Here is a 22091-nt window from a genome sequence, read left to right as displayed (position 1 = left end):
TTCAAAACACCTAAAATCCCTTCGACTAGAAAGGGATGAAATAAAGTGCAAAGATACAGATTTATTTTTAATAATGAAAGACAAATCTACTTTTTTTAAAAACTTTTTACCTTGTTGTCTCTTTTCTTGCAATACAATGAAAAACAAACTGTTGCAAATCAAGGAAACTTTGTTCTCTCTTTATTTTCTGTATTGATGGATATTTATTTGGTAACTTCTGAAAAAAAATGTACTTTTGCGAGAAATTATTACACTTTTTTAAGGATATTGTTATGAAAATGTCTCCTTCTGTAGCACAACAGTATACACAAGAGCACCTTTCAGCCCTTCAGGCACAGCGCTTGGCTCACGAAATAGCCTTTGCCCCTGTGGTGTTTCAGGTATCGCGCTTGATGATAAAGTTTGGCATCCTTCAGCTCCTCTCGGATCACAATAAGGGATTGACCCAGAAACAAATTGCCGAGCACACTTCTGTGAGTGAGTATGCTGTGCAAGTGCTTTTAGAGGCTTCTCTCTCTATAGGAACGGTTCGAGTAAGTGAGGATCGCTTTGTACTTACCAAAGCGGGGTGGTTTCTTCTCAATGACGAATCGGTAAGAATCAATATGGATTTTATCCATGAGGTATGCTACCAAGGGCTTTTCTATATGGAAGAAACCCTTCGGGAAGGGCGTCCGGCAGGACTTGAGGTCTTCGGGCAGTGGCCTACTATCTACGAAGGACTCTCCCAGCTACCCAGGGAAGCTCAAAAGAAATGGTTTGCTTTTGACCATCATTACTCAGATAACTCCTTTCAGGAGGCTTTGGAGATTGTCTTCTCTTCTCCTGTAAAGAAGCTCTTGGATGTAGGGGGCAATACTGGGCGATGGGCAATGCAGTGCATAGGCTATAACCCTGAGGTAGAGGTTACCATCATGGATCTTCCCCAACAGTTAGGCCTCATGCGAGAGGCTACCCGAGGAAAGGAGGGTGCAGATCGTATCAAGGAATATCCTGCCAACTTGCTCGATCCAAAGGGAACATTCCCCAAAGGGTTCGATGTGATTTGGATGAGCCAATTCTTGGATTGTTTCTCCCAAGAGGAGGTCATCAGTATCCTCAGGCGGGCTGCTCAGGCAATGGATGCACATACCCTACTATATATATTGGAGAGCTATTGGGACAGACAGCAGTATGAGACAGGGGCTTACTGCCTTACCCAGATCAGCCTTTATTTCTCGGTGATGGCCAATGGTAATAGCAAGATGTACTATTCTCAGGACATGATACGCTGTGTGGAAGCTGCTGGATTAGAGGTTACCCAGATTCATGACCACTTAGGAAAGGGACATAGTATCTTCGTATGTAAGAAAAAATAGCTAATGGTAAGCCAATGAAAATACTACATATTGACAGCAATCATCCCTTGATGATAGCCCAACTCCAAGAAGCGGGTTTTGAAAATGATACAGACTACCTCAGCAGCAAGGCTGAGATAGAGGACAAGATCGCTGCCTATGATGGCATCGTGATTCGTAGCCGCTTCCGTATAGATAAAGGATTTATTGACAAGGCTTCTCGCCTGAAGTTTATCGCTCGGGTGGGGGCAGGTATGGAAAATATCGATACAACCTATGCCCAGCAGAAGGGTATCGCCTTGATCTCTTCTCCTGAAGGGAATCGCAATGCGGTGGGAAACCATACTTTGGCTCTTCTGCTTGCCTTGCTCAATAAGCTCAAGAAGGCGGATCAAGAGATAGCTCAGGGACTATGGCTCAGGGAAGAAAACCGTGGCTATGAGCTAGATTCTCTTACAGTAGGAATCATCGGCTATGGCAATATGGGGAAGGCTTTCGCTAAGAAGTTACGAGGGTTCGATTGTCGAGTACTCTGTTATGATATCAAGGAAGGTGTGGGAGATACTTGTGCTACACAAGTGCCCTTGGAGGTATTCCAAAAGGAAGTAGATGTGGTAAGCCTACACACACCAGAAACTCCCCTGACTCTTGGGATGGTCAATACTACTTTTATAGAAGGATTTGCTAAGAATTTCTGGCTTATCAATACAGCCAGAGGTAAGAGTGTCATTACTGAGGACTTGGTCTCAGCCTTACAAAAAGGTAAGATCTTAGGTGCTGGGTTGGATGTCTTAGAGTATGAACAATCTTCTTTTGAGAATTTCTTCAAAGGAACACTCCCCGAGGCCTTTTCTTACCTAACTCAGGCAAACAATGTAATTCTCACCCCCCATATCGCAGGGTGGACTATAGAAAGTAAAACGCTTCTATCTCAAGTGATTGTGGACAAGATCAAGGCACTGGGTCATACCCACTCCCTCCCCATGGATGACAACGCATAATACGCCTGAGGGCAAGCCTACCGCCCTTAAGAAGTCCATACTTCTTGAGGGCTTCCAAAGCATAGGTAGAACAAGTAGGACTAAAGCGGCAGGTGGGCGGCTTCAAAGGGGAAATAGCCACTTGGTAGAAGCGCACCAAAAGGATAAAGGGATAGGTCAAGAGTTGGTTTATTTTCCTTTGCATTATTCCTTCTTCTTATGAGTGCGTCCTTTGCTTGTTTGAGTACCTCCCTTGCCCGCTTTTTTACCTGTCTGCTTACGAGGTTTACGTGCAGGTGCTTTCTTTCCTTCTGTATCCATCACTGCTCTTAGGTTCTGAGCTTTAGAAGATTTCTCTTCCACAGGATACGCCTCTTCTTGTTCCTCTTTGTCTGAAACAGGAGTCGAGGATACTGGCTGGAGGACTTCTTTTGATTTTTCCACCACGGCTCTCTCAGGAGCAGCCTCTTGTTCTCCTTCGAAGATAGTATCTACCAAAATGTTTTTCTCTGAAGTATATTTGCTAATAAAGTAGTGACTGTCTTTCTTGGTATTGGCAATATCCTCTGTTCTTAGCTGAGATAGTTTCGAATTGGCCTCAGAACGTATCTTGCGAAGAGTCTCAGTGAGTTCCTCCCTTGGAGCTATTCTTCCTTCTTTCTTCTGCATAAGTGGATGCACCTCATCTACTTTATTGGTCACCTCCTGAAAGAAAGGTATCTCCTTCACCTCTTCTTCTCTGTAGGAAGATTCTCGGTATTCCTTAAGCATCTTCAACCATAAGCTGTGAATATAATAGATCCCCTTGTATGCTGGGATTAGCACTGCCGCCGTAAAACAGCACCAGAAATACTGAAAGGTCTCATCATGAGGAACATACATCTGCCCTAAAAACAACATTGAATAGATGACACTTCCTATAATGGCTATCATCATCAACCAAGCAAAAGTTACTAAAAATAAATTTTTCATTTTTATATATATTAGGGGTTATCTTTTTTAATTTTCTGATTATCAATACTATAAACCCTGTCTTTCTCTACAAAAATACAAGATGTATTGATTTGGCAAATATAACACTTTTTAAATAAAAAAACAACACTTCTTGCAAAATTATTTTAATTCTCATTCTTTAATCATTCTTAGAAAAAAATACTGTTGATAAATTTTTCCGATTTTTTACTAAAAAAATTGTATTTTCGCACCCATTAAAAACACAAGGAAAGTGAAAATCAATTTTTTTAAAACTCAAAAAATCAGGCAATTTTCCTACCAACCTCGTTATTATCAGGAGACTGAGGAGCGGGGTGGATTTTCTATTGTAAAGCACCAGAGTAGGGCGTCTTCGTTTCGGCGCCAATGGAAAGAGATGCGCCAGCCTGCCAGTATTCGAAGCCATTCCAATCGGTTGGTATGGGTTATTGTACTGGTACTGATACTCATCCTCTTCTATTTTTTCGATTTCAATCTGTCTTTTTTCCTGAATAAATAATTATTTTTGAGTATCTTTCTTTTTCTAACACAAATAGATTTTTTAGATGTCTGACATTATACGATTACTTCCTGACAATGTAGCCAATCAGATAGCCGCAGGTGAAGTCATCCAGCGACCTGCCTCCGCCGTGAAAGAGCTCTTGGAGAATGCTATTGATGCCAAGGCCACTCAGATAAAGCTCATCCTCAAGGATGCAGGACGTACCCTGGTGCAGGTGGTGGACAATGGTATAGGTATGTCTCCTACTGATGCTCGCTTAGCTTTTGAGCGACATGCTACTTCGAAAATCCGTGTAGCTGATGACCTTTTCTCCCTACAGACTAAGGGCTTCCGTGGAGAAGCTCTGGCTTCCATTGCTGCTATTGCTCAGGTGGAAATGACCACCTGCCAGGAGGGGGAGGAGATTGGCACTGCTATTACCATAGAAGGAAATAAGATTACGGATCAATATCCTACTGTAACCCAGAAGGGAACTTCTATCGCGATGAAGAATCTTTTCTTCAATGTGCCTGCACGGCGCAATTTCCTCAAGTCCGACAATGTGGAACTCCGTCATATCTTGGACGAATTCCATCGTGTGGTCTTGGCTCACCCTGATATACAGTTCTGTCTGATTCACAATGGGGTCGAACAGTTCAACCTCCCTCCTACTTCTCTGAAAAAGCGTATCATACAGATATTCGGCAACCGCTTGAACGAGCAGTTGGTTCCTGTAGAAGAAAAAACAGAGGTAGTCAATATACATGGATTTATCAGTCGCAATAGTTTCAAGCGCAATAAGTCTCTTCAGTTCTTCATGGTCAATCATCGTTTTGTCAAAAATCGCTACTTGCACCATGCCGTACTAAGTGCCTTCGAGGGACTGCTCAGGGAGGGGGAACAGCCTGAGTATTTCCTTTATTTGGAGATAGATCCCAAACATATTGACATCAACATACATCCTACCAAGACTGAAATAAAGTTCGACAACGACCAAACTATCTATGCTCTTTTGCGCTCGGCCATCAAGCATAGCTTAGGACAGTTCCATGTGCTCCCTACCATTGATTTTTCTTTGGATGAGAGTCAGGAGGTACCCTATTCCTATAAGGATAAGGAAGCTCAGACCCCGACCTATCAGGTGGATCGCAATTTCAACCCCTTCAAGATGGACAACTCCTCCACCTTAGGAGGGACTTCCTCTTCTCATAGAAATACTCCATCCCCTCAGTGGGAGTCGCTCTATGCGGGGATTCCTTCTCGAGTAAACGATCCTTTTGAGAAGGAACAAGCCGCCCCTACTCTGATAGAACACTCTACAGAGGTCAAGGTTCAGACGCTCTTGTACTTCCAGAAGAAATACATCATCACTTATTTGAAGGATAAGGTGCTTTTTATCCATGTATCACGTGCCCACCAGCGCATTCTATACGAACGGTTTCACAAGAGTATTACCCAAGGGGTGAGCGTGAGCCAATCGCTGCTATTTCCTCTGGAGTTCGAATTTTCTCCTACAGAAATCATCTCCCTACAGGGGTTGATTCCTTTACTTAATAGAGCTGGTTTTCTCTTGGAGATTCAGGGGAACAAAATCTGTTTTACCGGACTCCCCCCCATGGTCAAGGAGAGCCAAGTGGAGGATATCCTGCACCAGCTATTAGAGAAGGAAATGGAGGATATCCCTCAAGATGAACTCTCTCAGAAGGAGGCCTTGGTCAAGAATCTATCCAAGAGCCTTGCTGTTAAGGCCGGACAAACACTTAGTGCTGAGGAACAGGAACAGCTGGTCTATGACCTCTTCTCCTGTAAGGATAGTCTGATAAGCCCCTTTGGCAAAAAAATATATACAGAACTATCCTCTAACGAACTGGAAAATAGGCTACAATAATCAACAATTAATGATCAAAATGATTAACGATTAATGATTAACTACAACTAACAATGGAACACTAACAACTGACAATAAAACACTAACAACTGAACCCTATGAACATACACAAGAACATTTCACTACAAGCTTATAACACCTTTGGCATAGAACAAAAAGCAGCTTTACTTATAGAAGCCTATGATACAAAAGATATCCTTGAGGCACTGCGCTCTTATCCAAACCTAATCGTACTGGGGGGAGGTAGCAATATCTTACTTACCCAAGAGATACAGACCCCCATACTGAAAATCATGCAAAAGGGAATCTCTGTAGAAAAAGAGACAGACTCACATGTATGGATCAAAGCACAAGCTGGAGAAGTCTGGAGTGACTTTGTGGACTCCTGTGTAGCAAGAGGATATGGCGGTCTGGAGAACCTATCCCTAATCTATGGCACAGTAGGTGCTGCTCCTGTACAGAATATAGGTGCCTATGGGGTAGAGCTCAAGGATGTACTTTCCTCCTGTGAAGTGCTTGACCGAGAAAGTGGTCAAACCATGACCCTCTTGAAGGAAAACTGCCACTTTGGCTACCGTGATTCGCTCTTCAAACAGCAAAAAGGAAGGTATATCATCCTCTCTGCAACCTTTTGCCAGACAAAGCGCGACCATCTTTTCAAAACACACTATGGAGATATTCGCGCACTTTTACAAGAAAAAGGCTGGGGAGAAACTCCTGAACTGATCTCGAAGGTTATCAAAGAGATTCGCCTGAGCAAGCTCCCTAACCCTACAGAACTCGGCAATAGCGGAAGCTTTTTTAAGAATCCTGTCATCCCAAGAGAACAATTCCTCTCCTTACAAGAACGCTACCCTACTATGCCTCATTTTGAGATATCTACCGAGGAGGTCAAAGTTCCCGCGGCCTTCCTTATTGAGACTTGTGAACTCAAAGGCTTCCGAATAGATAAAGTAGGGGTTCACCACAGACAACCCTTAGTCTTAGTCAATTTTGGCGGGGCTACTGGAGAAGAAGTACTTGCTTTGGCTCGCCATATCCAAAAGCGTGTTCTGAATCGTTTTGGTATCCAGTTGGAAATGGAGGTAAATGTTTGGTAGGGTGGCAAATATTTCTTACTTTTGCACAAAATTTTCACCTGATGCAATCATCACCTAAAAAACCCCAAGGAAAACACTCCTCTACCAAAGGAAAACGCTTTGACAGCAAAGAAAATACCTCCAATCAAAAAAGGAAGACTTCTTCTGGTAAGGAGAATTTTTCTTCTGATAGGAAAAAGTCTACTACTGGTAGGGAAAAGACTCCTTACAAAAAAGAAAAACCTTCCTATAACAAGGAGAAATCTGCGGAATATAGCCCCACTACTCGTGCTCCCTATAAGAGAAATACGCCTAAACCCAATGCCACCGACCAGAGCAAAGGTATTAGGCTGAATAAGTATATTGCTAATGCGGGAATCTGTGCCCGCCGAGAAGCCGATCGCTACATAGCCGCTGGCAATGTAGAGGTCAATGGCAAGCCTATGACTGAGCTGGGGTATAGGGTACAGCCTACCGATGTGGTTAAGTTCGACGGAAAGAATATCTCTGCCGAGAAGAAGGAGTACATCCTACTGAACAAGCCTAAAGGCTTTATCACCACAACTCAGGACGAAAAAGGTCGCAAGACTGTAATGGACTTAGTTGCAGGTGCTGCCCAGGGAAATATAAAACCAGTAGGTAGGCTCGACAGACTCACCACAGGATTGCTCCTGCTAACCAATGATGGTGACCTGATGAAAAAGCTCACCCACCCTTCTCATGGAGTACGCAAGATATACCATGTGATCTTGGACAAAAAACTCGCTCTGGCAGACTTCCACAAGATCCAAGAAGGACTTACTCTTGAGGATGGTTTTATCCAAGTGGATGATATCAACTTCGTAGATGGAGCTCCCCACAATGAGATTGGGGTAAAGATACACAGCGGTCGCAATCGTATCGTGCGCCGTATCTTCGAATCCTTGGGCTATGTGGTAGAGAAACTCGACCGTGTAGCCTTCGCTGGACTTACCAAAAAAGATCTCCCTCGTGGACACTGGAGAACCCTTACTGCACAGGAGATTATCAATTTAAAAAATCTTAGTCTTTAACATTATGAATAAAATGAAAAAAACTTTACTAATTGGTCTTCCTCTCTTACTACTCGTACTGGGAGGGTGGATCTATATGCGTTATTACTTTGTCTTTGCCGAAGGTGTGAAGTCTGGATACCTCAACTATGCTGTATACAAAGGGGATCTGTTCAAGACCTACGAAGGCAAGCTCATCCAGGAAGGTTTTGCCAAGACCAAAACAGGGAATGGCATGCAGAGCAATGAGTTTGAGTTTTCTATAGAAAGTAAGAAAATTTTTCAGCAGTTAGAAGTAAATAGTGGCAAGCACTTTGAACTTCATTACAGAGAATACCACAATGCATTGCCATGGAGAGGGAATACTGTATATATAGTGGATAGCATTGTCAATATGCGTGACTAATCGACCTATGAAGAACACACAGATTTTCGGACTACGCCCTGTCATAGAGGCCATAGAAGCCGGCAAGACCATTGATAAGATTTTTATCCAAAAAGGTCTCTCCGGTGTCCTTTTCAACGAGCTCAACACTCTGATAAGCCAACAGAAGCTCCCTTGTTCTTATGTACCTGTGGAGAAGCTCCAACGGCTTACACGAGGGAATCACCAAGGAGTGGTAGCGCTACTCTCCCCAGTGGAGTTTGTTCCTTTGGAAGAACTCATTCTCTCTACCATAGAGAGCGGGAAGGTTCCCCTATTGCTTATTCTTGACCATCTGAGCGATGTGCGCAACATAGGAGCTATTATCCGCACAGCCGAGTGTACTGGAGTCAGTGGTATTATCCTTCCCAAACAGGGAAGTGCCTCCATAGGAGAAGATATGGTAAAGACCTCCGCAGGAGCTATCTTCAATATCCCTTTGTGTAAGGTGGACAACCTGATCGATACCATCTACTACTTACAGGGTAGTGGTATCAAGGTCATAGGGGCTACCGAGAAGGCTTCTTCCCTACTCTACCAGCTGAACCTTACCGAACCTTTGGCTATTGTCATGGGAGCAGAGGATACAGGCATCAGCAAGGGAGTACTTAAGGTCTTGGATGAAAGAGCCAAATTGCCTATACAAGGAGAGATTTCCTCCCTCAATGTATCGGTGGCTTGTGGCGCTTTCCTATATGAAGTGGTAAGACAACGACTTAATGGTCAATGATCAATGATTAATATCTCCCCTTCAAGGGGGATCATTCTAACCATTTTTTCCATGTCTTCTTTTGAATTTAGATTTCTCTAAAAAAATATTTTTGTTTTTGAATTTTTATATGTAATTTTGCAGCCTAAAAAGGAGGAAGGAAAGATCCCTAAAAATCCTTTATCCTAAATAACTGAAAACTAACAATTCAAAACTAAAAATGGTTTCTTCAATTATAGAATATTTGAGCAGCATCAATCCTATATTAGCGGCTTTGTATGCGACTCTCTTTACTTGGGGCGTTACCGCCTTGGGGGCGGCTTTAGTCTTTTTCTTTAAGAGCAGCAATAAGTTGGTCATGGATGGTATGCTGGGCTTCACTGGAGGAGTGATGGTTGCTGCCAGTGTATGGAGCTTACTGATTCCTGCTATTGATATGAGTAAGGGAGAACGCTTTGAAAAAGTACTTCCTACCGTGATAGGCTTCTTAGGCGGCTCTCTCTTTATCTATACTTTGGACAGGATTCTTCCCCACTTCCATCCTAATTTCAAACAAACAGAAGGTGTAAAATCCTCTTGGCAACGCACTACGCTATTGGTATTGGCTATCACCCTACACAATATTCCAGAGGGGCTGGCCGTTGGGGTACTCTTTGGAGGGGTAGCCGCAGGGATTCCTGAAGCCTCCATCGCTGGAGCGGTGACCTTGGCTATAGGGATAGGCTTACAGAATTTCCCTGAGGGAGTGGCTGTCTCGATGCCTTTGCGCCGTATGGGGGTCAGCCGCTGGAAAAGCTTTTTTTATGGACAGCTTTCAGCCATAGTAGAACCCATTGCTGGGGTATTGGGTGCCTTTGCTGTGGTTTTCTTTACCCCCATACTCCCCTATGCGTTGTCCTTTGCAGCTGGTGCTATGATCTATGTAGTGGTGGAAGAGACCATTCCTGAATCTCAACAGAGCCGCAATACAGATATTTCCACTATTGGCTTTCTTATAGGCTTTGTAGTGATGATGGTCATGGATGTAGCCTTGGGATAGAAAAAGTAAAAAAGACTTTCCTCTATGGAAAAAAAATGGTATATTTGCGTTTTCTAAAACGCAACCTATGTCTTTGACAGCCATCTCTCCTATTGATGGGCGCTATGCCTCAAAAACTACCGCCCTACAGGCTTATTTCTCCGAACAAGCCCTAATCCAGTACCGCCTACGAGTGGAAATAGAATACTTTATTGCCTTGTGTGAACTACCTCTGCCACAGCTTATGGGAGCTGACAAGAGTATCTTCCCCTCCCTACGAGCTATCTATAGAGAGTTTTCTCAAGCAGATGCCCTTGCCATCAAGGAGATAGAGCGTATCACCAACCATGATGTAAAGGCCGTAGAGTACTTCCTAAAGCAACAGTTCGACCGCTTAGGTCTTCATCCCTATAAGGAGTTTATCCATTTTGGCCTTACCTCACAGGATATCAACAACACCGCTATCCCCCTTTCTCTGAAAGAAGCTATCGAGAATGTATATCTCCCTGAAATAAAAATCCTTATCCAGAAGATAGAAACCCTTGCTCGGGAATGGAAGGATATCCCTATGCTGGCACGTACCCATGGGCAGCCTGCCTCTCCTACTCGCTTAGGAAAGGAAATGAAGGTTTTCACAGTGCGCCTTGTGGAGCAGCTCCAGTACTTCTCCACGCTCAAGCATGCGGCCAAGTTTGGCGGAGCTACAGGCAACTACAACGCTCACAAAGTAGCCTATCCTCAGATCCAGTGGAGAAGTTTCGGAAAGCACTTTGTGGAGGATATCTTAGGCCTACACCACTCCTTCCCTACTACCCAGATAGAACACTATGACCACTTAGCGGCTCTCTTTGACCTTGTAAAGCGTATCAATACCATACTGATAGACTTTAACCGAGATATATGGACTTATATCTCCATGGATTACTTCAAACAGCGTATCAAAGAAGGTGAAGTAGGCTCTTCCGCTATGCCCCATAAGGTAAATCCGATCGACTTTGAGAACTCAGAAGGCAACTTGGGGATTGCCAATGCCCTCTTGGAACACCTTTCCGCCAAGCTCCCTATCTCCCGCCTACAGCGCGACCTTACCGATAGCACTGTTTTGCGCAATATAGGCGTTCCCTTTGCCCATACCCTCATCGCGACAAGTTCCACGCTCAAGGGGTTGGATAAGCTTATTCTCAATCCAGACAAGCTCCACGCTGACCTTCAGGACAACTGGGCAGTAGTAGCCGAGGCTATACAGACTATACTGCGCCGTGAGGGATACCCCAATCCGTATGAAGCTCTAAAGGGACTCACTCGTACCAACCAGAAAATCAACGAGCAGACCCTCCACGATTTTGTAGATACCCTCGCTATAAGTGATTCGCTCAAGGCAACGCTCAAGGCGATTACTCCAGAGAACTATACCGGCGGTGATTATCTTGATTACTAATCTGCCATGACCGAAGAAGATATTCTCGCCCTACTGGCGCTACAGCACACCCCTAATATAGGCGATATTACCGCCAAAAAACTCATTGCTCACTGCGGAAGTCCTGCAGCTATCTACAAGGAGAAAAAACACAAAATCGCCCATATAGAACGTATAGGAAGCACTATCCTACAACACCTTTTCGACCCTATACACCGCGTAGCTGCCGAAAAGGAATGGCAATATATTCAGGATAATCACTTGAGCTATCACACATTCTTTGATGCCGATTATCCTGCCAATCTCAAACAAATCATTGATGCCCCTATTATTTTCTTTTCCAGAGGGAATATTGACCTGAAGAACAAGAAAACACTCAGTATCGTAGGCACACGACAGATAACCACTTACGGAAAGGCCTTCTGTGAAAAGTTTGTCGAGGAGCTCTCTCCCTTGGAGGACTTGGTTATCATCAGTGGTTTTGCCTATGGAGTAGATATTGCTGCTCATAAGGCTGCTATGGACAATGGGTTACAGACTATCGCTTGTTTAGCTCATGGATTGGACATCATCTATCCTGCCTCTCATAAGAAGTATACAAAAGAGGTAGAAGCCTATGGAGGCTTCATTACCGAATTTTGGCACCAAAGCTCCTTCGATAGGAAGAATTTTATTGGAAGAAACCGTATCATAGCAGGTCTTTCCGACGCTACTGTTGTGATAGAATCTGCCCTGAAGGGAGGTAGTCTGGTCACTGCCGATATGGCTTTCTCCTATGACCGAGAGGTCTTTGCCATTCCTGGTCGTGCCGATGACACCTATAGTCAAGGATGCAACAAGCTCATCAAGACAGACAAAGCACGACTTATCACCTCGGCTGCCGACTTGGTCTATTACATGGGTTGGGAAGTAGAAAAGAAAACCCCTAAGGTGATCACCCCTGAACTCTTCGTAGAGCTCACCCCTGAAGAAGAGAAAGTAGCCGCCTACCTAAGAGAAAATGGCAAGCAGACCTTGGACGACTTAGCTCGAGAATGCTCCCTCCCTGTATACAAACTCTCCAACCTGCTCTTCCAAATGGAAATGAAAGGCATAGTAAGACCCCTGCCTGGGAAAATGTTTGTAATGGTAAATAAGCAATAATGGGCATTCTTTCCAATATAGTTTTTATCTATTATCTTATAGAAAAATACAATACAAAACTATTGCTGTGAGCGAAAAATGTCGTAATTTTGCACCCGAAAACAAAGGGGAAATAAATTGTTTTTCATATATTAGATTTTGTGGTTAGAATTGGTAAAAGAGGGCGCAAGCTCTCTTTTATTTTTTACCCCCTAAGCAACCGCTCTATCTCCTTTAGGTCATTTTTATAGCGAGTGAGTGCTGTCTGTACCACTAAGTATCCTCGCTTATTTTCTTTAGAAAGTACAAAAATAATAACAGGGGTATATTCTTTAGATTTTACAATGATATACTGATATGCTCCTACTTCCAAAATTTCCTGCTCCAATTGTTTAGGAGATTTCATTCCTGTAAAGGTTTTCCACTGAGAGAGGAAATAACCCTCCTCTAAGAGTTTTCCCTTAGGAAAATCCAACTTTAGCATTACTATACAAGCATTGAATCCTTTCCCTAACTGGAGCAAATACTCTGGTTTTCCCTGTACTTCTTTTTGAGACAATTTCCACGGGGCAGGAACTGAGGAAAACGGAAAATCAAACTCAAGTGGAAGTTCATTGATTTTCTTTTTCTTCTCTAAAATATTTTTCTCTATGGTATTGAGCTCAAGAGGTGCTTTGTAAGAGGTGTCCTCCAGATAGTCAAACTGCTCCTCTACATTGTAAAGTACCTCACAATCACAATAGCCACCATGCGAAGCGAGCCAGGTGATCACTTTTTCTGGATCAGATACCTTTTTTTCTACAAGAAAATGTGTAGTACCTCTTAGAGAATGGTCACAGGGCGTCTTCTGTAGAGTCTTTTCTAAATAGTGAAAAAGCTCCGAGAAGTACTTTTCTTCCATAGGCAAAGAAGCCCTAAAGTCGTTTAACTCTTTTTGAGCCAACGCCTTTCGGGCTTCTTTACATTTCTTCTTTTCTGCTATTTTCATTCTTCACTTTTCATTTTTCACTACACAGAGACTTTTCCCTTTATGGTTGGATAGGGATCATAACCCTCAAGAATAAAATCTGAGTAATCAAAAGCGAAGAGGTCTGTCACCTTTTCGTTGAGCTTCATGGTAGGCAGCGGACGTGGTTCACGGTTGAGCTGGAGTTCGACCTGCTCCAAATGATTTTTATAGATGTGCAAGTCTCCAAAGGAATGCACAAAATCCCCTAATTGCAGCCCCGTCACATGCGCCATCATCTGGGTAAGCAGGGCATAGGAGGCAATATTGAACGGCACTCCTAAGAAAGCATCGGCACTGCGCTGGTAGAGCTGACAGGAGAGGCGCCCCTCCATGACATAGAACTGGAAAAGAGCATGACAAGGAGGCAGTGCGGCCTTGTTATTTGCTACATTCTCAGCAAAGGACACCGAGGTATCGGGCATCACCGAAGGGTTCCAAGCTGAAACCACCATACGGCGGCTATCAGGATTGGTCTTGAGGGAATGGAGTACTTCAGTAATCTGATCAATCCCCTCTCCATTCCAGTTGCGCCATTGTGCCCCATATACAGGACCAAGATCACCTCGCTCATCTGCCCACTCGTTCCAGATACGCACCCCATGCTCGGTGAGGTAGTGGATATTGGTATCTCCCCGAAGGAACCATAGGAGCTCATAAATCACCGATTTGAGGTGTATCTTCTTGGTGGTGAGCAAGGGAAAACCCTCTTGGAGGTTATGTCGGAGTTGGTAACCAAACACACTAATGGTACCTGTGCCTGTGCGGTCGTCCTTACTATGCCCATAGGTAAGTATATGATTGAGAAGATCTTTGTATGCTTGCATTTCTTATTATTTTCAGGGGGCAAAGGTAAGAAAAATAATGATTAATATTTAATATCTAATGATTAATGTTTATCAGTAGCATTAATCATTGATCCTTGTTGGCATTAATCATTTATCAAGCGCCTGGTTGAAATCGGCTATTAAGTCCTCTATATTCTCTAAACCTACTGCTACCCGTACAAGGGTTTGGGTAACCCCACGGGCTACTTTCTCCTCTTCTGGGAATTCAGTATGAGTATGGGTACTGGGGTGAGTAACGAGGGTCTCTACCCCGCCTAAGCTCACCGCAAAAAGGGCTACACGAAGCGCCTCGAAGAAAGTCTTTACCTTCTTCTCATCCTTCATCACAAAAGAAAATACAGCTCCTGCTCCCGAGGCTTGACTCTCTTGGATAGCCTTACCTTTATTGCTTGGCAAGGTTGGGTAATAGACCTTCTCCACAGCTGGATGTCCTTGTAAGAATTCTATAAGCTTGAGGGCATTGGACTGTGCATAATCCATACGTACCTTGAGGGTCTTGATACTACGTATAAGTAACCAACTATCGAAGGGAGAGATCAATGCTCCTATGGCCACCTGAGCAAAACTAATTTTCTCAGCCAAGGTATCATCATTGACTACCACAGCTCCCGCAATAATATCGTTATGCCCACTGAGGTATTTGGTGGCACTGTGCACTACTATATCAGCGCCCAACTCCAAGGGGCGTTGCAAGTAGGGAGAGAGGAAGGTATTATCCACTATAGTCAGCAGCCCATGCTCTCTGGCGATGGCTACCGTACCCCGTATATCGGTCACATCCAGGAGCGGATTGGAGGGAGTTTCTATAAAGATTCCTTTGGTATTGGGGCGTATCGCCTTACGAATATTGTCCAAGTTGGTTGTATCCACATAGGTCGCTTCCAAACCGAATTTGGCAAAGACATCCTTCATGATACGAAAAGTTCCCCCGTAGATATCTAATCCAAAAACGAAGTGATCCCCCTTTTCAAAAATAGTAAAAAGTGAGGTTGTAGCTGCCATTCCTGAGGAGAAGCCAAAACCATGTCGGCCACTCTCCAATTTGGCAATCAATGTTTCGAACTCCTTACGAGTAGGATTAGAGACACGACTGTACTCAAACTCTTGAGTTACTCCGAACTCATTAAGCGGAAAGGTAGAGGCCATATTGATACAGCTGCTCCACTTCTGTGAAGGATCTTCCGTATTGCGAATCCCATGTATAGCGGTGGTTTCAAATTTCATACGATAGCATTTTTTTAAATAAATGTTTTTTTATAAAAAGCTGGCGCAAAAGTACAATTTTTTTATGAAACTACAAAATGAAAATATATTTTTATTTTAATTGTTGAAAAAATAGAATATTTTAGTTTTCAAACATTGAACAATTATAGCTATCCCTCTTTTAATACTTTATCCCTATAATTCTAATTTAAATTTTATTCAAAATAAATAAAGATTATTAACTCTTTTTTGTATCTTTGTAACCACAAAAAATATTACTTTTATGAATACAGAAAATACACTGAATGAGCACCAAGGACACTGGATGCTTGCCAAATTGGGCAAACGGGTATTGCGCCCAGGAGGAAGAGAACTCACCGAGTTCCTTATCAAAGAACTTCAGATTACTCCAGAAGATGACATAGTGGAATTCGCTCCAGGATTGGGATTTACAGCCAATATTGCCTGTGGCTATCGCCCCAAAAGCTATACAGGAGTAGATCTAAATCAAGAGGCCGCCTCTGTAGCTCGCAAGCGTATCAAGTATGACAAGGCAAAGATTATCAATGCCAATGCAGCTCAAAGCACCCTCCCCGATGCTTATGCCGATAAGGTATATGGCGAGGCTATGCTAACCATGCAACCCCTCGAGCAAAAGAAGGCCATCATAGCCGAGGCTTTTCGTATCCTTAAGAGTGGAGGCTACTATGGAATACATGAACTGGGTATAGAGCCTGATGGTGTTAGTGAAGAAATCAAGGAAGACATCTATAGGGAGCTAAGTGAAACCATTCGTGTACATGCCCGCCCTATGACAGCTCTCGAGTGGACAGCCCTTTTGGAAGAACAAGGCTTTAAGATCATTAGGGTAGAACATAACCCTATGTTGCTCTTGGAGCGTAGTCGCATCATTCAGGATGAAGGCTGGCTTAGAATGCTCTTGATCACCTTCAACCTACTACGTTTCCCCGAGATAAGAAAACGAGTAAAAAAGATGAAAGCCTGCTTCCGCAAGTATCGGGACAACTTAGACGCGGTAGCGATTATTGCTCAAAAACCATAAACTAATGAAGACTATAAACAAATTTGCCAATGAGTCAATTATCCATTGACACATTGGCAAACTGCTTAATTGGCTAATTGACAAATCAGAATTGAATTGTTGTAGCTATAGAAACATCTTTTTTATCATTATCCTGTGGCTGTATAGTCTTTCCTTGAGCATCCTTTAGGGCATAGGAAAGCGTATATTCGCCGGCTTTAGGATAGAAGACTTTACCTCGATAGAAATCACGTTCGTAACGAAGTGTAGCCGTAGAAAGCACCACTGTACCCTCCTTAGACTTTACACTTACTTCTACTGTCCAATCAGTTACTCCGGGGAAGTTCTGCATGTTTTCCATTTTCCAGATACCTAAAGCAATCTCGTTCTCCCCTACTTTGGGGCTTTCAGGAGCCACTAAAGCATAAAGGTGTGTCTGTCCCTTAGGGATAGCCTCTGAGAAAAGTTTAAAGCGACCAACTTTTCCTAAAGCCTTATTGGTCTGTGGTTTTACCTCAAAGTCCAAGCGCTTGTATTCGTAGTCTTTACCTGCTACCTTAAAGGTAATGGTACCAAACCATACCCCTGATGGAGCTGTCATCATTTGGAATAGGACTTGAGATTTCCATACATTGCCTTCCTTAGCCAAAGCGGTATGAGGGCAAGTATGGGTATGCATAATTTCTTTAGAGAAACCTCCTTTACCATCTCCCTTATACATATCCATCCAAGGAGTAAAGGTAGCTGCTTGCAGGTCTACTTCCTTGCCTGAGGCATCAGTTACAGAGAGGGTAACATCATTGTATCCCATCACAAAAGTACCTGAGGTATTCTGTAGGCGTACAGTATAAGTATCCACCTTCGTCTCTGCTACTGTTTTAAGCTGTGTGGGTGGAGTCGGTGGAACAGGTGGGGTTGGCTTGTCATCATCTTTTTTAGAACAAGACAATACAGAGACTATGGCTAAGGCAGCCATGGTAATATATTTGAATCTTTTCATTTTTCTTTAGTTTTGATCGTTGAATTTATTTTTTGATAGTAATTAAAAGGGGACATGCCCCACAGGGGGGAGCGAATTGCGATTCGTCCCTACGAGTGATGACACTACTTAGCGTCACTCTCCTCGCTTCATTATTCTTGTGGTGGTCTGAGCAAGGTATTCCCTACCCCTTGGGATAAGGAAAAAAGATAGAAGTAGCTATGAACTACTTTTTGCAGAAAGGTTTTGCTATAAATAAGTATAGGTATTTCTTGAAAGAAACTCTCAGGCAGAAATATTGTTTTTTTCTCTGTGAGAGGGGTGTCAGAAGTCTCTTTAGTTACTTGAGCAAACTTACAAGCGCCCTCACAATGGCGCTCAGGTTGGGCTTGGTTTTGACAATAGGCAGCAACAAAGTCTCGCTTGCTTACTAAGAAATATGAGAGGTAGATCCCACTAAGCAAGGTGTTGAGTAGAAAAACAAAACTCATCAAGATAGCTATGCCACGTATTGCTTTTTTCATTGCCACAAATATACGAAAAAAAGAAATACAAATCTTTTTTAGGGTTTTTATTTTTACTTTGTAAAGATAAAAATAATAGTATAAGGGATAGCTATAGAAATTATCTATAACTATCCCTTCTTAACTATTTCTATTACATATGTTTTTTACTTTTCTTTCTTCACCTCTCACTTGAAAAGTCTTGCGTATTTCCTGTAAAGGAACAAAGCACAAAGAAAGCCTGCCAAGGCCATTGTGGCTCCTACCAGAGCAGGATAATTGCTTGTATAGCCATACTTAAGGGGTTTTCCTCCCAGATAGGCGCCTAAGGTATTGGCCAGATTGAAGGCCGCTTGCATAAAGGCAGCCCCCATCATCTGTGCTTGTGGGGATACACGGAACATCATGATATTCAGCGGTGCCCCAACGGACATAGCCGCTATAGCACATACAAAGGTCAAAACCCAGGAGAGCCAAAGCTGATCCGAGAAGAAAAAGATAATCAAAAGTACACAGATTGTAGAGGTAAAAACAATGATGCTCGCCCGAACCAAATGGAGCTTATCGGTAAGCCATCCCCCGAAAAAATTACCTACGACCATACCTATCCCCACCACAATCATTACTGTAGGCATCTGTTCACGAGGCAGGTGTGCATAATCAAGCATTAAGGGCTCTATATAACTAAGCCAAGAGAAAAGTCCGCCACAACCCAAGGCTGTAATGACCAAGAGCAACATAGAGGGTACCGAAAAGAAGTGTTGCAATTCTTTCCATAGGGTCATATCTCGCTGGGAATCGACCTTAGGCAAGAAGAAGAACACACATAGAGCTGTGACTAGCCCCAAAGCAGCAATCATACCCACCACTGGGCGCCATCCTATCACTCCTCCTAAATGTGTAAAGAGCGGTATCACCAGCAGATTGGCAATGGTAAGTCCGCCAAACATGACCGAGATAGCCATCGCTTCTTTCTCCCTCGGAGCCAATTGCTTGGCTACAATAGCTCCTACTCCAAAGAAGGCTCCATGGGGTAATCCTGAACAAAAACGACTGACCAATAAGGTCTCGTAGGTAGGCATCAAAGAAAAAAGTCCATTGAAAAGGGTAAAAAGCAGCATAAAGGCAATCAGTACCTTCTTTGGCTGAAAACGAGTACTAAGTCCTACCAAGGTAGGAGCCCCTACCACGACCCCTATTGCATAAGCAGCAATAAAATTCCCTACTTGATCATCCGAAAGGTGCAGGTCTCCTCCCATGGTTCGCATAAGTCCCATAGGGATAAATTCTGTACTTCCTAAGGCAACCCCTCCTATAGCCAAAGGGAAAAGCTGTCGTATCATTTTCATATTCATAATATCGAATTTTTTAAGAGGGTGCAAAAGTACAAATTTTGTGAGAAATACAAGAAAAAAATAAGGAGATTACTCAAAAAGAATAATCTCCTTGTATATCAATAAACTATGTTAAAAAACATTCTCCTTGAATTGCTCTTGTATAGCCTGTAGCTTATAAGAGATACTCGCATTGTATTGCAAGTCATTAATACGAAGAATGAAGCCTCCTATGATAGAAGGATCTATCTTGTTCTCCAATGAGATGTTTCGCTTTCCACTCAGTGCAACTGCCTTGGCTACAAACTCTTCTTTGAGCTTATCAGAAGCCTCCACAGCAGTGGTAAGGTGAATGACTATCTTTTCTTTATATTCGTTATATTGCTCTACAAATTCACGAGCGATAGCATACAAATCCGATATTCTTTTATTTTGAAAAAGAATAGTAAAGAGTACCTGCAATTCAGAGATATGCTCAGCGAAGATTTCTTGTAATACCCGCTGTTTGACTTCTGTTTTGACAATTGGTGAATGCAATAGTGCTTTGAGATCAGGATTTTCATGAATCACCTCCACCACAGAAGAGATTTCTCCGAAGAGAAGTTCTTCTTTTTGGTTCTCTATGGCATAGTCCAAGAGTGCTTTAGCATATCGTTTGGCTACTTTGGTAGAGTGTATCATTTGATAGTAATTTCGTTCAACAAATCTTCTACAAGTTTTTCTTGTCTTACTTCTGAAGCAAGCTCTTTAGTAAGAACTTTCTTAGTAATATCCAAAGAGAGAGAGGCTATTTGTTCCTTCATTTCAGCGATAGCCATTTTCTTTTCTCCTTCTATTGTTGCCTTTGCTTGAGAAATAATCTTAAGCCCTTCTGCATGTGCTTCTTCCTTAGCTTGAGAAATCAAACGCTCTTTTATCTCGCGGGCTTCCTTAAGAATAGCCTCACGCTCTTGGCGAGCCTCAGTTAAGAGTTTTTCGTTATCGGCCTTCAGGTTTGCCATTTCTTTCTTAGCCTCATCGGCTGCTTCCAAGGCATGATTGATAGAATCCTCACGTTCTTTCAGGGCTTTGAGAATAGGCTTCCATGCAAAAGCACGAAGCAAAAGTAATAAGCAAACAAAGACAATCAGTGTCCAAAAACTAAGACTTTCGGGATGGATGAAATTCATGTATTTTTATTTTTCTGTTGTAATGACTTTTTTGAGTTTTTTAAGATAAGAACCGTTCTGCAACCAACCGTTACAGAACGGTATACTTTTTTCGCAACTTATTTTGCTACCAAGGCAACAACCACAGCAAAGAGGGCTACCCCTTCGATAAGTGCGGCAGCAATAATCATCGCTCCTTGTATTTTAGAAGCTGCTTCTGGCTGGCGTGCAATTCCTTCCATAGCGGAAGAACCAATTCTACCAATACCAATTCCTGCTGCAAGAGCTGCAATACCAGCTCCAATTCCTGCTAATACCATAATTTTAAATTATTTAAAAGTGTTAATAGATACAATTTTGAAAAACAATACTCTCCTAATGATGCTCCTCAGCATGATGCTCCTCAGCTACCGCTCCTCCTATGAACAAAGCTGAAAGTAAAGTAAATACATAGGCTTGGATAAAGGCTACTAAAAGCTCTAAGATACTAATAAACAAAGAGAAAGCAACCGATACAGGAGAAATAAGCACTGTCTTAAACGTAAAGATAAGCCCCAATAAGCTCAGGATAATGATGTGCCCTGCTGTAATATTGGCAAACAAACGTATCATCAAAGAGAATGGCTTGGTAAGCATCCCGATCACCTCCACAGGGATCATAATAGGAGAAAGCCATAATGGTACGCCTGGAGTAGCAAATATATGTTTCCAATAATGAGAATTTCCACTAAAAGTAGTAATAAGGAAAGTCACTACAGCCAAAGTTCCTGTGAAGATAATGTCATTGGTCAAGGTTCCTGAAATAATAGGCACCAAGCCCAAAAGGTTTCCTATGAGAATAAAAAAGAAAACAGTAAGCAAATAAGGCATGTAGCGTTGGTACTTTTTGTCTCCTATATTAGGCTTGGCAACCTCATCACGTATAAAAACGATAAGTGTTTCTAAAAGGTTAGCAAATCCCTTAGGCGCTTTAGGATTCTTCTTATAAGAACGTGCTACAGAGACAAAAGCTAAGATCATAAGTAGTGCAATAAGGAAAAGCAATACTACATTCTTAGTAATAGAGAAATCCAACGGACGCGCATTGGTCACCTTGTGATCTTTTCCATAAGAAATGGCACCTGCTGCATCGGTATAGTAGATTTGTCCATGTACACGAGCGAAGTATTGCCCTGCTTTCTCTACGATTACCTCCCCTTTATCATCGTGATGGAACTCACTGGAAAGGAAAGTCACCAAACCATTGTCTGTCCATAGGATAATAGGTAAGGGAAGAGTAATGGAAGTGCCCCCCCAGTCCAACAAATGATATTCGTGCGAGTCTGCTATATGGTGCTGAATCACTTGGGTAAAATCTACCTGCTCTTCAGGGGCTTGTTCAGAAGCCCAAAGAGAAGTGTAAGGAAGAATTAGAATGCTTAAAAACAGCCACTTACTAATGATTTTTTGTATCATTTTTTAGTAATTATAATTTGTATTGTGTTTGCCTTATTTTGCAGGGACAAAGATACATTTTTTCTTTTTACTTTCACGTGTTTTTTAGTCTTTT

At 42.6% G+C, this 22091-nt stretch carries 24 protein-coding genes; 11 read left to right on the top strand and 13 right to left on the bottom strand.

Going from position 1 to position 22091, the window contains the following annotated elements; genetic code table 11:
• Window positions 1-272: 272 nt before the first annotated feature.
• A complete protein-coding gene (locus CGC50_RS07970; protein WP_095910395.1) occupies window positions 273-1358 on the top strand; it encodes a class I SAM-dependent methyltransferase in 1086 nt (361 codons plus the stop codon).
• Between the two features lie 14 nt (window positions 1359-1372).
• A complete protein-coding gene (locus CGC50_RS07965) occupies window positions 1373-2338 on the top strand; it encodes a 2-hydroxyacid dehydrogenase (protein WP_095910394.1) in 966 nt (321 codons plus the stop codon).
• Here the strand turns inward: CGC50_RS07965 and yidD are convergent.
• The 3 genes from yidD to CGC50_RS13780 form a co-directional block, all read right to left on the bottom strand.
• Window positions 2289-2498 (bottom strand): membrane protein insertion efficiency factor YidD, encoded by a 210-nt coding sequence (gene yidD, locus CGC50_RS07960; protein ID WP_081451908.1) that lies wholly within the window; start codon window positions 2496-2498, stop codon window positions 2289-2291. The two genes, CGC50_RS07965 and yidD, sit on opposite strands and share 50 nt — an antisense overlap.
• 23 nt (window positions 2499-2521) lie before the next feature.
• Window positions 2522-3289 carry a hypothetical protein gene (locus tag CGC50_RS07955; RefSeq protein ID WP_157909443.1) on the bottom strand — a complete coding sequence of 256 codons (768 nt, stop codon included), beginning with the start codon at window positions 3287-3289 and terminating at the stop codon, window positions 2522-2524.
• A gap of 315 nt (window positions 3290-3604) precedes the next feature.
• Window positions 3605-3760 carry a hypothetical protein gene (locus CGC50_RS13780; protein WP_157909442.1) on the bottom strand — a complete coding sequence of 52 codons (156 nt, stop codon included), beginning with the start codon at window positions 3758-3760 and terminating at the stop codon, window positions 3605-3607.
• A 95-nt stretch (window positions 3761-3855) separates the two neighbouring features.
• On the opposite strand from CGC50_RS13780, the gene mutL reads away from it, so the two are divergent.
• The 8 genes from mutL (at window position 3856) to dprA (ending at window position 12500) form a co-directional block, all read left to right on the top strand.
• Window positions 3856-5679: a DNA mismatch repair endonuclease MutL gene (gene mutL / locus CGC50_RS07945; protein ID WP_095910392.1), complete on the top strand. Its 1824-nt coding sequence runs from the start codon at window positions 3856-3858 to the stop codon at window positions 5677-5679.
• Between the two features lie 98 nt (window positions 5680-5777).
• Window positions 5778-6779: a UDP-N-acetylmuramate dehydrogenase gene (gene murB, locus CGC50_RS07940; RefSeq protein WP_095910391.1), complete on the top strand. Its 1002-nt coding sequence runs from the start codon at window positions 5778-5780 to the stop codon at window positions 6777-6779.
• Window positions 6780-6820: 41 nt separating this feature from the next.
• Window positions 6821-7810: a pseudouridine synthase gene (locus CGC50_RS07935; RefSeq protein WP_095910390.1), complete on the top strand. Its 990-nt coding sequence runs from the start codon at window positions 6821-6823 to the stop codon at window positions 7808-7810.
• Window positions 7811-7823: 13 nt separating this feature from the next.
• The gene (locus CGC50_RS07930; RefSeq protein WP_095910389.1) at window positions 7824-8195 is read left to right on the top strand and encodes a hypothetical protein; all 372 of its coding nucleotides are present in this window, start codon (window positions 7824-7826) and stop codon (window positions 8193-8195) included.
• Window positions 8196-8202: 7 nt separating this feature from the next.
• Entirely contained in the window at window positions 8203-8943 is a 741-nt protein-coding gene (gene rlmB / locus CGC50_RS07925; protein WP_095910388.1) for a 23S rRNA (guanosine(2251)-2'-O)-methyltransferase RlmB, read from the top strand.
• A gap of 199 nt (window positions 8944-9142) precedes the next feature.
• Window positions 9143-9961: a ZIP family metal transporter gene (locus tag CGC50_RS07920; RefSeq protein ID WP_095910387.1), complete on the top strand. Its 819-nt coding sequence runs from the start codon at window positions 9143-9145 to the stop codon at window positions 9959-9961.
• 67 nt (window positions 9962-10028) lie between these two features.
• Window positions 10029-11378, top strand: coding sequence for an adenylosuccinate lyase (gene purB, locus CGC50_RS07915; protein ID WP_095910386.1), 1350 nt, complete (start codon window positions 10029-10031; stop codon window positions 11376-11378).
• A 6-nt stretch (window positions 11379-11384) separates the two neighbouring features.
• A complete protein-coding gene (dprA, locus tag CGC50_RS07910; RefSeq protein WP_095910385.1) occupies window positions 11385-12500 on the top strand; it encodes a DNA-processing protein DprA in 1116 nt (371 codons plus the stop codon).
• 184 nt (window positions 12501-12684) lie between these two features.
• Here dprA and CGC50_RS07905 read toward each other — a convergent pair whose 3' ends face one another.
• From CGC50_RS07905 to CGC50_RS07895, 3 genes are all read right to left on the bottom strand, one after another.
• Window positions 12685-13467, bottom strand: a complete 783-nt coding sequence (locus CGC50_RS07905; protein ID WP_095910384.1) for a DUF2695 domain-containing protein — start codon at window positions 13465-13467, stop codon at window positions 12685-12687.
• Window positions 13468-13487: 20 nt separating this feature from the next.
• Window positions 13488-14312 (bottom strand): thymidylate synthase, encoded by an 825-nt coding sequence (locus CGC50_RS07900; RefSeq protein WP_095910383.1) that lies wholly within the window; start codon window positions 14310-14312, stop codon window positions 13488-13490.
• Window positions 14313-14420: 108 nt separating this feature from the next.
• Complete coding sequence (locus CGC50_RS07895; RefSeq protein ID WP_095910382.1) at window positions 14421-15557, bottom strand: trans-sulfuration enzyme family protein; 1137 nt, start codon at window positions 15555-15557, stop codon at window positions 14421-14423.
• Between the two features lie 262 nt (window positions 15558-15819).
• Between CGC50_RS07895 and CGC50_RS07890 the strand changes: the two genes are divergently transcribed.
• The gene (locus CGC50_RS07890; RefSeq protein WP_095910381.1) at window positions 15820-16599 is read left to right on the top strand and encodes a class I SAM-dependent methyltransferase; all 780 of its coding nucleotides are present in this window, start codon (window positions 15820-15822) and stop codon (window positions 16597-16599) included.
• Window positions 16600-16684: 85 nt separating this feature from the next.
• Here CGC50_RS07890 and CGC50_RS07885 read toward each other — a convergent pair whose 3' ends face one another.
• The 7 genes from CGC50_RS07885 to atpB all read right to left on the bottom strand — a co-directional run bounded on the left by CGC50_RS07885 (window position 16685) and on the right by atpB (window position 21997).
• Window positions 16685-17578 (bottom strand): hypothetical protein, encoded by an 894-nt coding sequence (locus tag CGC50_RS07885; protein ID WP_095910380.1) that lies wholly within the window; start codon window positions 17576-17578, stop codon window positions 16685-16687.
• Window positions 17579-17709: 131 nt separating this feature from the next.
• Window positions 17710-18081, bottom strand: a complete 372-nt coding sequence (locus CGC50_RS07880; RefSeq protein WP_232781070.1) for a hypothetical protein — start codon at window positions 18079-18081, stop codon at window positions 17710-17712.
• A 167-nt stretch (window positions 18082-18248) separates the two neighbouring features.
• The gene (locus CGC50_RS07875; protein ID WP_232781218.1) at window positions 18249-19409 is read right to left on the bottom strand and encodes an MFS transporter; all 1161 of its coding nucleotides are present in this window, start codon (window positions 19407-19409) and stop codon (window positions 18249-18251) included.
• A 117-nt stretch (window positions 19410-19526) separates the two neighbouring features.
• Window positions 19527-20075, bottom strand: a complete 549-nt coding sequence (gene atpH, locus CGC50_RS07870; RefSeq protein WP_002665905.1) for an ATP synthase F1 subunit delta — start codon at window positions 20073-20075, stop codon at window positions 19527-19529.
• Window positions 20072-20563, bottom strand: a complete 492-nt coding sequence (locus CGC50_RS07865) for a F0F1 ATP synthase subunit B (protein ID WP_095910379.1) — start codon at window positions 20561-20563, stop codon at window positions 20072-20074. The genes atpH and CGC50_RS07865 overlap by 4 nt, the downstream gene beginning before the upstream one ends.
• Window positions 20564-20661: 98 nt before the next feature.
• The gene (gene atpE, locus CGC50_RS07860; protein WP_002665912.1) at window positions 20662-20862 is read right to left on the bottom strand and encodes an ATP synthase F0 subunit C; all 201 of its coding nucleotides are present in this window, start codon (window positions 20860-20862) and stop codon (window positions 20662-20664) included.
• Window positions 20863-20917: 55 nt separating this feature from the next.
• Window positions 20918-21997 (bottom strand): F0F1 ATP synthase subunit A, encoded by a 1080-nt coding sequence (atpB, locus tag CGC50_RS07855; RefSeq protein ID WP_095910378.1) that lies wholly within the window; start codon window positions 21995-21997, stop codon window positions 20918-20920.
• Window positions 21998-22091 lie beyond the last annotated feature (94 nt).

It is taken from the genome of Capnocytophaga gingivalis, from assembly GCF_002302415.1.
Taxonomy (GTDB): Bacteria; Bacteroidota; Bacteroidia; order Flavobacteriales; family Flavobacteriaceae; genus Capnocytophaga; species Capnocytophaga gingivalis.
Note: the sequence above shows the minus strand (reverse complement) of the source record. Positions and strands in the feature narration are given on the sequence as shown.